Raw genomic sequence first — 14,698 nt, 5'->3', positions numbered from 1 at the left:
CTTCACACGAGTATACCACCTAACTCACCCTGCTCATCGTAGAAGCGAGAAGCAAAATCACTGAACGGAACGAACTAACCGCACATGATTGCGACTGTAACTGTAATCCCAACCATCGCTACCACTGCCGAAGCCAACATCCCAAGCACCGTCCGCATCTTTCTCTGTTGACGACCAATAAGGCCAAGTTGAACTATTTGGGAATGCTATTTGGTCAATCGTCGGTTTTTGGCTTTTATCTACAAGTGCACGTAGTTCTTCAATGGTTGGTATCCGCCAATCGTTATAACCTGCAAAGCTGACACTCTTACTAAATCTCTTCATAGCCTCACGCCAGCCATAGCGTTCTGCTTCCCCTTCGCTGCAACCCATGCCACTTTGCCCTTCACTACACCGCTTCCAGATCAACCCGGTTTCGGTATCCGTTACCGTACCATTGTCGTGAACAATGTAACGATCTGAAACGCTGTTATCCCTCACCCCAACCCCTCTCCCAGAGGTAGAGGGGCTAAGAGATGGAACTTCTTGCTCCCCCTCTACCTCTGGGAGAGGGGGCTGGGGGGTGAGGGTTCTTCCCACATGATGCCCAATCGCCCCCAACAACAAACTCCAATCCACCACCCCGCAAAAATCCAGCACCTGCAAATGCCTCAACCACAACGGATACCGCACTTTTTCCGCGAGCACTGGAATCACCGGAATACCGATTTCCTCCGCCATACTCACTTCGTTATGCACCCACTTCGACGTGCGCACCTTCTCAGAAACCACCAACACCATCACGTCGCTGGTTTCGAGTTCAAATTCCAGTTTGTGATACCACACATCGCCCGGTTTCAAACCGATCACATCGCGGAACACAACAAAGCCAGCCGCCTGCAACTGCTGCTGAATCTCGGTGGCAAGGTTTTCACCATAACCACCATCGCGGGCATAACTGATAAAGGCTTTCGGCATGAGATAAAAGTCGGCTGATTGAAAGGAATGCTGCATTAATAGCAGACTAACGGTAGCTTGTGAATCTGAGTATCCTATAAATCCAGTGATTCAATACCAACCAGCCCTGAACCCACCACACCAATCATCTGCAAAACTCCCCACTTCATCAAATCCCGCCCCTCTTAATTAATCATACAGCCTTACACTCAAGGCAATAAAATCTGTTATTAGACTACTTTCAGGACTTCCCCATGAAAAAGTTTCTTGTCGTCAATGCTGGTCTTGCCGCGCTCATGGGTTCAAGCATGGCAGAAGCGGGCTTTTCCCCCTATTACGCCGGGGCAGCCATTGGTGCATCTAAAAACAACGGCAATGAAGCCCAATTTTGCGACGAATGCACGGGTTCGCAATTCACCATGCACAAAAAGAATCGGGGTGGTGCTAAAGTCCACAAGGTTTACGCGGGTGCAAATTTAAACCCTGTCTTCGGCGTGGAAGCGGAATACGTTAACCTCGGTGACACCTATTCCCTCGATATGTATCGCCCGGAATTCGGCATCCCCGGCGGACGCGCTGAATACGCGAAAGCCCGCCAAAAAACCCGTGGTATCGGTTTGAGTGCCAAAGCCAACCACCGCATTACCCGCAAAACATCGGTCTACGGCAAAGCGGGCGCATTGGCTTGGGAAAATAAAAACCGGATGGACTACACCAACCTTGATAACATCAGCAGAACCTATAAAAGCACTGATCACGGGGTTAGCCCAACCATAGGACTGGGTATCGAACACGAAGTAACTGACCGTATCAGCATCCGCGCCGGGTGGGATCGCGCCTTTGACACCGGGAAAGGCGACCGTTTTCTAGAATTGGACTCCAGTAAAAACGTCGCGGACTTGCACAGCGTTAAAACCGACACCGACATGATCTACGTCGGCGCAACCTTCAACTTCTAAACCGACGGCGGGGCAAACAAGCACTTGCCCCCCGCCTTAGTGATAGCGGCAACACGTTCAGCGTGTGCCGCTAACTCATCCTCATTCGCCGGAATCACCCGCAAACTGCTCACGTCTGCCGTTACGCGCCGAATTACCGCTCCACCTTGTTGCCCGTCACGATTGCCATCTTCCGCCCCCAGCAACAGGCTAACTTGCCCGCCAGTCATCGCTAGGTAAACATCTGCCAAAATCTCCGCATCCAACAACGCGCCATGCAAGGTGCGATGAGCATTATTGATTTCATAACGCTTACACAGCGCATCCAAACTGGCGCGTTGACCGGGGAACAGTTGCCGCGCCATCACCAGCGTATCGGTCACGCTGCAATCATCGGTAATCGGGTGATGCGTCGGATTCACCAAGCGCAATTCGTGGTTAATGAAACCAATATCAAACGGTGCATTGTGGATAATCAGCTCAGCACCGCGTACATAAGCAAGAAAATCATCCATAACCGCTTCAAAACGCGGCTTATCCGCCAAAAAATCATTGGTGATGCCGTGGACTTCAATCGCCCCTGCATCAATTTCGCGATCCGGTTGCAAGTAAACGTGGAAATTATTCCCCGTCAAGCGTCGGTTGAGCATTTCCACGCAACCGATTTCGATAATGCGATGCCCCTCTTTCGGTTCGAGGCCGGTGGTTTCGGTATCGAGGATAATTTGGCGACTCATAATTTCTTCTCGTCGATGGCTCGATTGGCCAGTTGATCTACCCGTTCGTTTTCAGCGTGTCCACTGTGACCTTTTACCCAACGCCAATCAATCTGGTGTTGGGCAGCAGCCGCATCCAGACGTTGCCACAGCTCTTGATTTTTCACCGGCTTGCCCGCTGCTGTTTTCCAACCTTTGCGTTTCCAACCGGCTAACCATTCGGTAATACCTTGGCGCACGTATTGGGAATCGGTTGTCAATACTACGTCACACGCGCGTTTCAGGGTTTCCAAGGCTTGGATGGCGGCCATCAACTCCATTTGATTATTCGTGGTAACAGGCTGATAACCATACAGTTCGCGCTCTACGCCATTATAGCGCAGCAATGCCCCCCAGCCACCCGGCCCCGGATTGCCACGACAAGCCCCATCGGTAAAAATTTCAACTGCATTATTTGGCATTTTTTGGCTCTTTACGGGAGGCACGCCCTGCCCCCGGATTCACAATCATCCCCGGACGCAACAGCGGTTTGACCTTACGCGAAGGCAATAAAGGCGTCATATTGGATACTTTTTTCTGCACATGAATAATATACACATTGCCCGTCATTAAGCGGTATTGACTGCCCAACCGGTCTAACCAACCCGCCCGCTTGAAGAGGTAATCACCAGCAAATACCGGGCAAAAGCCTGCCGATGCGGTTTCACACACTTCAAACCCCAATACACTCAACCATTCACGCACCCGAAACGTCGAGTAAAACTGGCAATGCCGCGCTTTAGGGTTATGCAAGTAACGCAGTTGCGCCAAGCCCTTGAAACTGATTGGGTTAAACCCGATCAAGATGCAATGGCCTTCCGGCACCAACACCCGCTCGATTTCACGTAATACCTGATGCGGGCTGCGGGTACAATCCAAGGCGTGGCTGGCAACAACCAAATCCAGATTGTTTAAGGCAAACGGCAATTGTTCGGGTGTGCCAACAATACTGGCTTGTTCACCGGGCAATACGCCTAAGGAAAACTGATTCGCTACCCGTGACTCTTGCAAAAATGAATGCTGACCTGCCAATACACCCGTTTCCAGTGCGTAATAACCGAAAATATCCGCACTCATCCGACTGACGATACTTTGCACCCGCGCCAAGGTGGTCTGCCCTGCCGACGTAGCGTACCAATCCCTGCACAGTTTGACTCCGGCAGGCGACAATGAAGTTGTAGACGTGACGTTCAGCGATTTTTCCTTGTTCACGAGTGGCATACGTATTATATTCGCAGCAGATCAAACTAATCAGAAAAACTTATGGAGAGTATTGAGTTACTCGGCTGCTACCTTGCTTGCCATTATAACGACGAATCAAGGGCAACATAAGAACAACAAAGGTCCATGGGGTTTTAAACATGATAACAATAAACAAACAGACGCTCATGGCTGCGTCTATCGTAGCACTGTTTACCGGCTCTGGCTGCTCCAGTACCCTAAGTAAACCGGAGCACGCCAGCAAGCAACCGACACTGCGCAAAGCGTCGTTGCACACTGCCAACCTTGCCGGAACCCAAGCATCCGCCGTCGCTCAACAGCCATTGCAACAAAAACCGACTTTAGATGAAGATTTCGATACCTGGGAACGGGTATTCCGGGGCTTCCAGCTCAGCAATCAATACAGCAAACACCCACAGGTGCAACGCTTCGTTAATTACTACGGGCGCAATCCTGAACAATTAAACCTGCTCTCCGAACGTGCCAGCGTGTTCCTGCACATGATTGTGCACGAAGTGGAACGCCGGGGAATGCCTAATGAACTGGCATTGCTGCCTTTTGTGGAAAGTGCCTTCGACGCGGATGTGTTTTCTCATGCCGGTGCAGCGGGTCTGTGGCAATTTATCCCCGATACTGGGCGACGTTACGGCTTGCAGCAGGCGAAATCTTACGATGCTCGCATGGATCCGTTCGCAGCAACCGGGGCAGCATTAACGTACCTGCAAAAACTCAATAACGATTTCAATGGCGATTGGTTATTGGCACTCGCTGCCTACAATTGCGGTGAAAATCGAGTGCAACGTGAAATTGACAAAAACCGCGCCAAAGGCTTGCCCACCACGTTTTGGCACTTGTCATTGCCCAAGGAAACCCGTGAATATGTGCCGCGTTTGCTGGCTTTCAAAGAATTGATTAGCAACGCGCCACGTTACGGGATTACGTTATCAGAAACCCCCAACCAAGCACGTTTGGCACAGTTACATATCGACAAACCCGTGGATTTACGTCAAGCAGCGCTACAAGCCGGTTTGGCACCTGACACTTTAGTGGACTTGAACCCCTGTTTCCGCACCGGCATTACGACTCCACAATATTCCAACCGCATTGTGCTGCCGCGCCAATACGCCAAGCAACTGATGGCTGTGATTGACGCCCTACCTGCTGCCAGCAACCGGGTTTACGCCAGCAGCTCAGCAAGCGGTTACAACAAATTGGCAACCACCCGTATCGGCAAAAAATCCAGCAAAATCGCAAAAGCCAAACCGAAATCCAGTACCAAAGTGCATACCGTGCGGCGAGGTGAAACGCTGCAATCCATCGCCCAACGCCACGGTACTTCGGTGCAAACTCTAATGAAACATAACAGCAAACGCAGCTCCAAATTAAAAGTGGGTGAACGTTTAGACGTGATGGCAGCGGCTGAGGGAGCGACCAACCACTCATGAGCGAACTGATTGTCATGTTTGATAAGCAAATCCTCAAACGCCTTGCGGTAAAAAAAACCAGCATTACGTTTGGACGGCATGGCAAGTGCGACATTGCGCTCCCCGACCGCACCATCAGCAATAACCACGCGCGGATTACGGTGGTGCGGGATGACTGCTTTCTGGAGGATTTGCAAAGCACCAATGGCACTTACGTCAACCAACAACAGGTTGACCGCCATTTACTGGAGGATGGCGATGTCATTGGCCTAGGGAAATATCATGTCGTGTTCCGTTCTGATCAGGGATTAACGGTACAACTCAAACGCCTGAGTATTCATCCCAAACTGATGGATTCAGGTTACACCGCTTGGTTACAAGTGCTGGATGGCAATAAATCCGGGTATATCATCCCCTTGCAAGCCGAACGCTTGGTATTAGGCAATCAAACGACTGGGCAAATCGTCATTGAGTGCTCTCCCCAAGGGCAGTATATTACACGGGAAACAGGTGCGATGAATAACCACCGTGCCCGTACTTTGGTCGCTGGCGATACACTCAGGGTGGAAGAAACCAGCTTCCGGTTCTGCCTGAAGGATCATGATGCCAACAACCTTACCCCCCCCGAATAACGCTACATTACGCCGAACCATTCAACGCCAACGTGCGGCTCTCCCCCAAGCATTGCAGGCGCAACTTTCCCAACAAGCGGTGCATCATCTGACTACGCAACGCGCATTCCGCAATGCACGGCATATTGCACTGTATTTGCCGGTAAGAGGTGAAGCCGACCCGCGCAATGTACGTAAACAAGCCTTGCCGCACCAACGTTTTTATCTGCCGGTGCTCTCCCCCTTTAAAGATGGGCGGCTGTGGTTTGTACGTTGGGATGCCAGCACCCGTTTCCGTCTTAATCGCTTCCGCATTCCCGAACCCTACCCGCGTTACCGTAACAGCCGCCTGGCATCCTGGCTGGATCTGGTGATTATGCCGCTGGTTGCTTTCGATCACACGGGTACACGCATGGGGATGGGCGGCGGATTTTACGATCGAACCTTTAGTTTCAAACGCACCCGCACCACTATCAAACGCCCGCATCTCTGTGGCTTTGCCTATAACCTTCAACAAGTCAGTCATTTAGCCCGCCAATCTTGGGATATACCATTGGATATGGTGAGTTCTGAGCAGAGTTTTTTTCAGTTCGGCACTAGCATATATTAGAATATACTGATATAGTGTTTTCATGGTCAGGGTAAGCCTGATAGACACGAAATAACCCGCATAGGAGATATTGAAATGAAAAAATTATTAATTGGCTTGAGCCTGTTGGCTTTTTCCGCTAGTGCAAGCGCTGGTGATTTCTTTGGTGGCAACAACGGCGAATGGAAAATGGGTCCTTACGGTCCTTACTATGAAGAAAGTGACTGGCCAGAATGGACGCCAATGTACTGGATGGACGAAATGATGAACAGTTTCGACGATGAAGACGACTCCTTCGGCGGCAACAACGGCTTCATGGGCGGAATGCCTTTCATGGGCAATAACAGCAATATGCCGTTCATGGGTAACAATAACAACTACCCAATGATGGCACCGCAAATGGGTTATCCGATGATGGCTCCCCCAATGGGCGCACCAATGATGGCTCCCCCAATGGGTGCACCAATGATGGCTCCTCCAATGGGCGCACCAATGATGGCTCCTGCTCCGATGCCAGCAATGCCGACGGCTCCTGGCGCAACCCCAGGCCCTGCTGCTAAATAATTTCAGCCAAAGCAGTTATACTAAACAGGTCGGTTCATCCGACCTGTTTTCGTATTAGCATGATAAAATCTACAGGGAGCACATCCATGAAAAAAATGATTGCAAGCATCCTCTTGGCAGGCATCGCAGGCAGTGTCCATGCAGGCGGTTGGGGCTTTGACAACTTCGACATGAATCCCAACATGAATTGGGGCAATAACCAATCGTGGGGTAATGGCCCGGGCAATGGTTTCAATTGGGGCAGCGGTCCATCATGGGGTGGTGGTCCTAATATGGGTTGGGGAAATGGCTCTAACATGCCCTTCAACTGGAATAATGGTCCATCATGGGGTAACAACAATCCGTGGAATAATGGCCCGACCATGCCATTCTGGAACAATGGCCCCTCATGGAATGGCGCTAATATGCCCTTCAACTGGAATAACGGCCCCTCATGGAATAATGGCTCGAACTTCCCCGGCATGGGCTGGAGCAACAACCAACGCCATTACCCGCGACCAGTAGCACCGCTTGGAATGCAACCCGGCATGAACAACAACTTGCCACCGTTCATGATTCCGCCAGCACCGCCGGTAGCACCGATCGCCCCCAGCGCAATGCCGGAAACAGCAGCAACGCCAGCACCGGCGGCAACAACACCTGTGCCACCAGCAGCAACGCCAGCACCGGCGGCAATGCCGCCTGACGCCGCGCCACCAGCAGCAACACCAGCAGCAACACCAGCACCTGCGGCAGCAACGACTACTCCAGGTCCTGTAAAACAGTAATCACATGGCAGGGGCGAATCATAATTCGCCCCTACCGCATCCCGCATCGAAACAGTCACGGAACGACCCACTTGCTAAGCTACCGACACGCTTTCCACGCAGGCAACCACGCTGATGTTCTCAAGCATCTGGTGCTGGTGCTAACGCTAGACTACTACTTACGCAAAGACAAACCCTTCTGGTACATCGACACCCACGCAGGCGGCGGCTTATACCAACTCAGCAGTGCCGAAGCCCAAAAAACCCGCGAATTCGCCCAAGGTATCCAAACCCTGTGGAAAGCTTCTGATATACCTGAAGCACTGGAACCTTATCGACAACAAATCCGGGCACTCAACCCCGGCACAAAACTCAACTACTATCCCGGTTCACCCTGGTTAGCTGCCAATTTACTGCGTAACACCGACCAATTGCGCCTGTTTGAATTACACCCCAGTGATTTCACTGCGCTTAACCAAAATTTAGGCTCCGACAAACGTGTTCACGTCAGCAAACAAGATGGCTTGAAAGGCTTACTAGGCTTACTCCCCCCCATCACGCGCCGGGCTGTCACCCTCATCGACCCCTCTTACGAACTCAAAACCGACTACAACGATGTTATTAGCACCCTGAGCAAAGCCCACCAACGCTTCGCCACGGGAACTTACCTATTGTGGTATCCGGTAATAGAACGCCAACGGGTCAAACAAATGGCGACAGCCTTGCAACAAACTGGCATTCCGGGCATTTTACAACTGGAGTATTGTCCATTAGCCGATAGCACGGGAATGGGCATGACTGGCAGCGGCTTATTCATCATCAATCCACCCTGGTTACTCGCCGGGCAAATGCAAACCCTGCTACCCTGGCTTAACCAACAAATGGCACATGGCAACGGACACTTCACCGTCGCTTACATCACCCCCGAAAAAAATACCTGAGGCAAAGGATAACCCCATGCAATACTGGCTGATGAAATCAGAACCCGACGTATTCGGTATTGACGACTTACAGAAAGTAAGCATTGAACCCTGGGATGGCGTGCGCAATTACCAAGCCCGTAATATGATGCGCGACCTAATGCAAGTCGGCGATCAAGTATTTTTCTACCATTCCAATTGCGAGGTTCCCGGTATCGTCGGCATCGCCAGCATTGCCACCAAGGGCTACCCGGATGACACGGCTTGCAACCCAGAAGCAAAGTATTTTGACCCCAAGAGTGATCCGCAAAATCCACGCTGGTATCGGGTTGATGTGCAATTCGTGCGCAAACTCACCCGCACCATCAGCTTACATGAACTGCGGGAACAAGCCGCCTTGCAAGATATGCCACTGGTACGCAAAGGCTGCCGCCTGTCGGTCATGCCGGTGAGCACCACCGAATGGCAAGCAATTCTCGACTTAGAATAAACCTTAGGGTTTATCCTCAGCACCGGGGCGGCACGCTGCTGCCCCCGGCCCAAACAGCGGGCAGAAATCCTTGGGTAAATCAGCTTTTGCAGGTGGTGCATCAGGGGCTGCTGATGGTTTTGCTTCAACAGGTGTTATTGTGGTTGATGCCAGTGACGACGGCGCTTTCAGCGGCTCGTTGAAACGCGATAACCGTAAATCATGAAATACCCGTTTCGCTTCCCAATAATCCTTTTGGTATTGGTGACGAGTCAACAAGGTCTCTTTGGTATCTGCCGCTACCACCAAATCTTCTACACGCTCATCCATCACACTCAGTTGGGTAAGGAGTGCTTCCGCCTGACTCACCAAGCGGGCATGTTTGGCATATCCCTCCACCCCGGCTTGCTCTTGTGCTTCAAATTCACGCGCCAGTGTGGTTAAACGCTGCGCTTCTTGCGCATACGCAGGCGGCAAGGTCATGGCAGGCGCATCATCCCCCAACGTCACTGTGTCGTGAGGCTCACGTGACAAATAGAGCAACAATGCAGCAGAAATTGCAATAACAAACAATAAGAGGGGTAACGCAACCCGCAATAAACCTTCCAATTTCTCAATAATGGATGGCTCAGGCAGGTCTTGTTTAATGACTAATTTTGGCATGGGGCATTCCACTTCTTTGATCTGACCATTCACAACAGCGCGATGCCAACATAACAGCTCTTTATTAGCTTATACCAGTAACTGGCTGACAGAACGGCGGTTTTTGCTTGTATACGGGCATAGCCGCTATATAAGCCTGAATAGTAACTGAATGCAATAGAAATGAACAAAGCCAACCAAGAAGTTGGCTTTTTGACTAAAATATAAGCTTATATGGCTTGCCCATTAGCGGGAGGTGCAGCCGGTGGAGGCGGTGCAACCGGAGGAACCGTCAACTCTTGTTTCAACTGATCCACCCCTTGCTTGAGACTCTTGTTTAACTCTTGCACGCTATCAGACAGCGCCTTATCCAAATCCTGGAGACCGTTTTCCATGAACATATTCAATTGATCGACTACCGCGCCCATTGCGCCGCTGACCATTGAACCCATGGTTTTTTGTACATCGACTTGCCAAACATCTTTATTGCGAACCAACACCGTGCGTAAAGGTATTGTCATATCGCCCTTTTCGCCACTATGCAGCACCGTTGCCACCTCGGCTGTTGTGCCATCCACTTTAATTTCACCGGTCTCAAAACGCTTCGCGGCAACGCTTTTGCTGGTGAGAAATTGCAGGTATTGCGCACTCTCCCAAGTTGTCAGATTTTTAGCGGTATCCATGTCTTCCGCTAACACCGCCTGCCAAAACTTATCAGCGACCTCGCGGGCTTGCTGCGACTCTGAAGAAAAAATACACCCAGACAGTAATACGCTGGCTATTAATAAATAAAAACCGGCTAAATAGCGCTTAAGGCTCATCGCTCACACCCTCCCTTCGAGAACACCTTCTTCCTGTACACCGGTTAGCATTGTCTGCCTAACGGTGTTTTCCAGTATCTCATGGTTTGCCACCGTAACACTGACTTTAGAATAATTAGGGGTATAGCCGGTGTAAATCTTCTGTCCGGTGTTGCCAGCACGCCCATATTCCCATAATACCGGCACGGTATGACCCACTTGTTGCGCCAGCCATTGCTGTTTTAAACGTTCACCCAGTGCGTGTAAGGTCTGGCTGCGGGCTTTCTTCACCGCTTCCGCCACTTGGTTAGACAAAGTAGCGGCTTTCGTTCCCGCACGAATCGAATAGGTGAAAATATGCAGGTGCCCAAACCCCACCGATTCCACATACGCCAAGGTCTGCTCCCATTCCTCATCGGTTTCCCCCGGAAACCCGACGATAATATCGCTGGTCACGTTGAAACCCGGCACACGCTGACGCGCTTCCGCCACCAAGCGTGCAAACTCGGCGGTTTTACAACGCCGCGCCATGCGCCGCAATACCGTATCCGCACCACTTTGCAAGGGCAAATGCATGTGCGGCATCAAACGTGGATTGGTAAACAACGCAAAAAAATCATCCGGCAAATCCCACGGCTCCACCGAAGCAAAGCGGATACGCGGCATATCGGTTTCCCGCAAAATCGCTTGCACCAAAGCATACAAGGAGCTGCCGGTATCACTGCCATAACCGCCGACATGCACCCCAGCCAAGACAATTTCCTGAATACCTTGCTGATACAAGGTATTGATTTCTGAAATAATATCGGCTTCAGCACGACTACGTTCCTCGCCACGCGCCACCGTCACAATGCAAAACGTGCAACGGTAACGGCAACCATCCTGAATCTTGATAAACGCACGCTGACGCCCGCGCAAAAACAACGGCGATTCCCCCGGCTCACTCGCCATCACCGGCATCACCGGCAGGGAAAATTGCTGCATCACCGTTTGGGGAAGTTGGTCTTTCTCGGTATTCGGTACAACCAAATCTACGCCCAAGGTTTGGGCGACTTCATCGGCTTGCAGGCTGGCGTAACAACCGCTGACAACCAGTTTGGCGGCAGGGTTTTCGCGGTAAAGACGGTGCATGAGACGCCGTGACTTGCCCGACGCCTCATGCGTTACCGCACAGGTATTCAGCACCAATACGTCAGCATCCGGCACATTGGGTACAATTTCATGCCCCTCTGCGCGAAATTGCTGCGACCATTGTTCCAATTCCGCCTCATTCAGACGGCATCCCAATGCTTTCAGATGGACTTTCATGTACCTACTTACAAATTCTCAGGATGAGTTTCAACATCAGCAGCATCCCGCAAACCTTTCAGGAACGCTTCCAATTCAAGCCCGCCGGTACTTTGGCTGTAAATCGCTTCGGCATCCGCACTCAAGGTAGCATCACCTGCTTTGACCGACTTCAGCGCCAGCACGGCGTAATCCCCATTGCCCAAAGCAACGCTGCCCCAAGTAGCCTTACCCTCTGCCGGATGCGTCAAAGCAAACGCTTGTTGGGCAATTTCAGGCGACAATTTTGCATCACTGCGCCCGATCAGACCCGGCTTTTCAACAGCCGTTTCCGCACCCAAGCCAGATTCTGTCAATGCGGTCCAAGATTGTGCTGCGGTCAATTTTTGCAGCAACTCTTCACCTTTTTGCGCCGTCAACTTACGGGCTTCCTGCGCCAGCAAGGCAGTACGGATTTCTTCACGTACAGTTTCTAACGGTTTCTGCGCGGCAGGTTCATGGTTAACGATACGAATCACGACCGCATTGCCATCTTCCAGCTCTAACACCTCAGAGTTTTTCCCAGATTTCAACACGTCTTCACTGAAGGCAGCGGCACGTACTTTATCGTTTGCTGCGATGCCCTGCCCTTGTAACGGCGTCATCCAGTCAGTTTGCTGCACAGTCAAACCTGTTTCCTTCGCCGCAGGTGCAAGATCACCGTCTTGCTCATAAACCACACGCCCTAAGACTTCACCCTTTTCGAGGAAGGCTTGCTCCGCCTGTTCCTTGCGATAATCGGCTTCTGCTGCCGCACGGGATTCTTCAAACGTTTTCGGCTGTGCCGGTTTGATCTCGGTTACACGGATAATTTCGTAACCCGCTTCCGTCTTTACTGGCGCAGACATTTCACCAGCGTTTAAAGCGAACACAGCCTTTTCAAATTCTGCACCCCAGTCGCCAGCGACAATCGCGCCCATCTGCCCGTCTTTTTCGGCGGCAATTTTGTCATCGGAATCTGCACGGGCAATCGCTTCAAACGTGCGCGTACCGGCTTGGATTTCGGCATACAGCGCATCAATACGCTTTTTAGCATCCGCGTCTTTAGCCGGGTCATCAACACCCACCAAAATATGGCTAACCATGCGTTGCTCCGGTTGCGCGTAAGCATCAGCATTCGCCTCAAACCAAGTTTTCAACGCAGCCTCGTCGACCGTCACTTGCGCCGCAAGGTCATCACGCTTGAGTTCCACATACGCCAATTGCGCCCGTTCATCGGTCATGTAAGAAGCTTTATTTTGCTCGTAATACTGGGCAATTTGCTCATCGGTAACTTGCACTTGAGCCTGAAAATCAGCCATTTTTAACGTAAAGACTTCCAGTTCACGCTGTTGGTTACGCAAGACTTGGTATTGTTCAGCCTCTGCTTTAGGCAAGAAAGCCGTCCCTAACACCGCATTACGTAACTGCTGTTGCGAGAGATCAGTGCGTACCTGCATCTCAAACTCAACAGGGTCACGCCGCTGCATTTTCAGAAAGTTTTCGTAAGTTTCTTTGTCGAACTTCCCGTCTTTTTGGAACACCGGAATAGCAGCAATCGCATCAGCCACCTCCTGATTGCTTGCACGGTAGCCACCGTCACGGATAGTTTGCTGCACTAAGGTTTGGTTGATAACCGATTCCAGCGCGTTGCTTTTGAGGGATTCTTCCATGCCCTCTGGCAACTGACCGCCGAATTGCTGCTTCAATTGCAACAATGCATTTTGCACCGCCTGCACAGGAACTTCTTCACCGTTGACAACCGCAGCAATACGCTTGTCCCCTCCTTGAAAATAATCGTATACCCCAGTCAGTGCGAAAGGGACGATAATGATGCCTACGATAACATAGGCAATCCAGCCTTTGGCTTTGTCATGAATTGATTGCAGCATGGTCTTTTACGTTTTTGTGTGTAATGTTGATTGATAACAATTAATGCGCACGCCCCACGCACGCAAGTTCGCCATCATACAGGAAGAAAAGGGGGGATGAAATGGAAAAAGTTGGCGGAGCGGACGGGACTCGAACCCGCGACCCCCGGCGTGACAGGCCGGTATTCTAACCAACTGAACTACCGCTCCGCGATGTTGTGTTGAACAACTTGAAACAAACAAAAAGGATGCTGCATGAGCATCCTTTCATAAATAGTTGGCGGAGCGGACGGGACTCGAACCCGCGACCCCCGGCGTGACAGGCCGGTATTCTAACCAACTGAACTACCGCTCCGCGATATGGCTAAGATGAAGATGGTGGGTAGTGAGGGGCTCGAACCCCCGACATTCGCCTTGTAAGGGCGACGCTCTACCAACTGAGCTAACTACCCGTCGTTCATCAGAGGTCGCTACTGTACAGCATCTTTTAGGGCTTTACCAGCCTTAAATGAAGGAATTTTTGCAGAAGCGATAGAAATTGTTTCACCAGTGCGCGGATTGCGCCCAGAACGCGCCTGACGCTCACGCACGAGGAATGTGCCAAAGCCAACCAGAGCCACTTGGTCGCCATTTGCCATCGCTTCGCTGATGACTTCAACAAAAGCTTTGAACACTTTGTCAATATTAGCTTGAGTCATACCATCCAACTCAGGCTTCTCAGATATTGCCTTTATCAGTTCTGATTTATTCATGGAAACTTTCCTTATGAATTCATTATAGGGGAAAACCGAAACACTCCTGCCACTTAACGGTCAGCAGAGCCACCCATGCGGATACGCCCGCTAGTTATACCAGCGACATCTAAAATATGTCAACAAAATGACGGACTTCAGATGCACACAAGTAT

17 protein-coding genes and 3 tRNA genes are annotated in these 14,698 nt (G+C 51.1%); 8 read left to right on the top strand and 12 right to left on the bottom strand.

Going from position 1 to position 14,698, the window contains the following annotated elements:
• Window positions 1-57: 57 nt before the first annotated feature.
• A complete protein-coding gene (locus L2Y54_RS08335) occupies window positions 58-957 on the bottom strand; it encodes an Lcl domain-containing protein (RefSeq protein WP_236501368.1) in 900 nt (299 codons plus the stop codon).
• 233 nt (window positions 958-1,190) lie between these two features.
• Between L2Y54_RS08335 and L2Y54_RS08330 the strand changes: the two genes are divergently transcribed.
• Window positions 1,191-1,895, top strand: coding sequence for an outer membrane protein (locus tag L2Y54_RS08330; RefSeq protein ID WP_236501367.1), 705 nt, complete (start codon window positions 1,191-1,193; stop codon window positions 1,893-1,895).
• Here the strand turns inward: L2Y54_RS08330 and dnaQ are convergent.
• The 3 genes from dnaQ to L2Y54_RS08315 are packed head-to-tail and all read right to left on the bottom strand — an operon-like array spanning window position 1,892 to window position 3,850.
• The gene (gene dnaQ, locus L2Y54_RS08325) at window positions 1,892-2,611 is read right to left on the bottom strand and encodes a DNA polymerase III subunit epsilon (RefSeq protein WP_236501366.1); all 720 of its coding nucleotides are present in this window, start codon (window positions 2,609-2,611) and stop codon (window positions 1,892-1,894) included. The genes L2Y54_RS08330 and dnaQ overlap by 4 nt on opposite strands.
• The gene (rnhA, locus tag L2Y54_RS08320) at window positions 2,608-3,051 is read right to left on the bottom strand and encodes a ribonuclease HI (RefSeq protein WP_236501365.1); all 444 of its coding nucleotides are present in this window, start codon (window positions 3,049-3,051) and stop codon (window positions 2,608-2,610) included. Before rnhA ends, dnaQ begins: the two co-directional genes overlap by 4 nt.
• Window positions 3,041-3,850: a class I SAM-dependent methyltransferase gene (locus L2Y54_RS08315; RefSeq protein ID WP_236501363.1), complete on the bottom strand. Its 810-nt coding sequence runs from the start codon at window positions 3,848-3,850 to the stop codon at window positions 3,041-3,043. The genes rnhA and L2Y54_RS08315 overlap by 11 nt, the downstream gene beginning before the upstream one ends.
• Window positions 3,851-3,990: 140 nt before the next feature.
• On the opposite strand from L2Y54_RS08315, the gene L2Y54_RS08310 reads away from it, so the two are divergent.
• From L2Y54_RS08310 to L2Y54_RS08280, 7 genes are all read left to right on the top strand, one after another.
• Window positions 3,991-5,295, top strand: a complete 1,305-nt coding sequence (locus tag L2Y54_RS08310; RefSeq protein ID WP_236501361.1) for a transglycosylase SLT domain-containing protein — start codon at window positions 3,991-3,993, stop codon at window positions 5,293-5,295.
• The gene (locus L2Y54_RS21760; protein ID WP_311196233.1) at window positions 5,292-5,906 is read left to right on the top strand and encodes an FHA domain-containing protein; all 615 of its coding nucleotides are present in this window, start codon (window positions 5,292-5,294) and stop codon (window positions 5,904-5,906) included. Before L2Y54_RS08310 ends, L2Y54_RS21760 begins: the two co-directional genes overlap by 4 nt.
• Window positions 5,875-6,495, top strand: a complete 621-nt coding sequence (locus L2Y54_RS08300; RefSeq protein ID WP_236501360.1) for a 5-formyltetrahydrofolate cyclo-ligase — start codon at window positions 5,875-5,877, stop codon at window positions 6,493-6,495. Before L2Y54_RS21760 ends, L2Y54_RS08300 begins: the two co-directional genes overlap by 32 nt.
• A 75-nt stretch (window positions 6,496-6,570) precedes the next feature.
• On the top strand, window positions 6,571-7,038 hold the full coding sequence (locus L2Y54_RS08295) for a hypothetical protein (protein ID WP_236501359.1): 468 nt from the start codon (window positions 6,571-6,573) through the stop codon (window positions 7,036-7,038).
• An 86-nt stretch (window positions 7,039-7,124) separates the two neighbouring features.
• The gene (locus L2Y54_RS08290) at window positions 7,125-7,805 is read left to right on the top strand and encodes a hypothetical protein (protein ID WP_236501358.1); all 681 of its coding nucleotides are present in this window, start codon (window positions 7,125-7,127) and stop codon (window positions 7,803-7,805) included.
• A gap of 71 nt (window positions 7,806-7,876) precedes the next feature.
• On the top strand, window positions 7,877-8,725 hold the full coding sequence (locus L2Y54_RS08285) for a 23S rRNA (adenine(2030)-N(6))-methyltransferase RlmJ (RefSeq protein WP_236501357.1): 849 nt from the start codon (window positions 7,877-7,879) through the stop codon (window positions 8,723-8,725).
• A 16-nt stretch (window positions 8,726-8,741) separates the two neighbouring features.
• A complete protein-coding gene (locus tag L2Y54_RS08280; RefSeq protein WP_236501356.1) occupies window positions 8,742-9,194 on the top strand; it encodes an EVE domain-containing protein in 453 nt (150 codons plus the stop codon).
• A gap of 3 nt (window positions 9,195-9,197) precedes the next feature.
• Here L2Y54_RS08280 and L2Y54_RS08275 read toward each other — a convergent pair whose 3' ends face one another.
• The 8 genes from L2Y54_RS08275 to L2Y54_RS08240 all read right to left on the bottom strand — a co-directional run bounded on the left by L2Y54_RS08275 (window position 9,198) and on the right by L2Y54_RS08240 (window position 14,543).
• Window positions 9,198-9,836 carry a hypothetical protein gene (locus tag L2Y54_RS08275; RefSeq protein WP_236501355.1) on the bottom strand — a complete coding sequence of 213 codons (639 nt, stop codon included), beginning with the start codon at window positions 9,834-9,836 and terminating at the stop codon, window positions 9,198-9,200.
• Between the two features lie 209 nt (window positions 9,837-10,045).
• On the bottom strand, window positions 10,046-10,636 hold the full coding sequence (locus L2Y54_RS08270) for a hypothetical protein (RefSeq protein ID WP_236501354.1): 591 nt from the start codon (window positions 10,634-10,636) through the stop codon (window positions 10,046-10,048).
• Window positions 10,637-10,639: 3 nt separating this feature from the next.
• Entirely contained in the window at window positions 10,640-11,923 is a 1,284-nt protein-coding gene (gene mtaB, locus L2Y54_RS08265) for a tRNA (N(6)-L-threonylcarbamoyladenosine(37)-C(2))-methylthiotransferase MtaB (protein WP_236501353.1), read from the bottom strand.
• Window positions 11,924-11,931: 8 nt separating this feature from the next.
• Entirely contained in the window at window positions 11,932-13,812 is a 1,881-nt protein-coding gene (locus tag L2Y54_RS08260) for a SurA N-terminal domain-containing protein (RefSeq protein ID WP_236501352.1), read from the bottom strand.
• A 112-nt stretch (window positions 13,813-13,924) separates the two neighbouring features.
• A tRNA-Asp gene (locus tag L2Y54_RS08255) sits at window positions 13,925-14,001 on the bottom strand.
• 68 nt (window positions 14,002-14,069) lie between these two features.
• Window positions 14,070-14,146, bottom strand: a tRNA-Asp gene (locus L2Y54_RS08250).
• Window positions 14,147-14,167: 21 nt separating this feature from the next.
• Window positions 14,168-14,243: transfer RNA gene (locus tag L2Y54_RS08245), tRNA-Val, on the bottom strand.
• Window positions 14,244-14,261: 18 nt separating this feature from the next.
• Window positions 14,262-14,543, bottom strand: a complete 282-nt coding sequence (locus L2Y54_RS08240) for an HU family DNA-binding protein (protein WP_236501351.1) — start codon at window positions 14,541-14,543, stop codon at window positions 14,262-14,264.
• Window positions 14,544-14,698 lie beyond the last annotated feature (155 nt).

It is taken from the genome of Thiothrix winogradskyi (assembly GCF_021650935.1).
In the GTDB taxonomy this organism is placed as follows: domain Bacteria; phylum Pseudomonadota; class Gammaproteobacteria; order Thiotrichales; family Thiotrichaceae; genus Thiothrix; species Thiothrix winogradskyi.
This window is presented reverse-complemented; position numbering and strand designations above follow the sequence as displayed.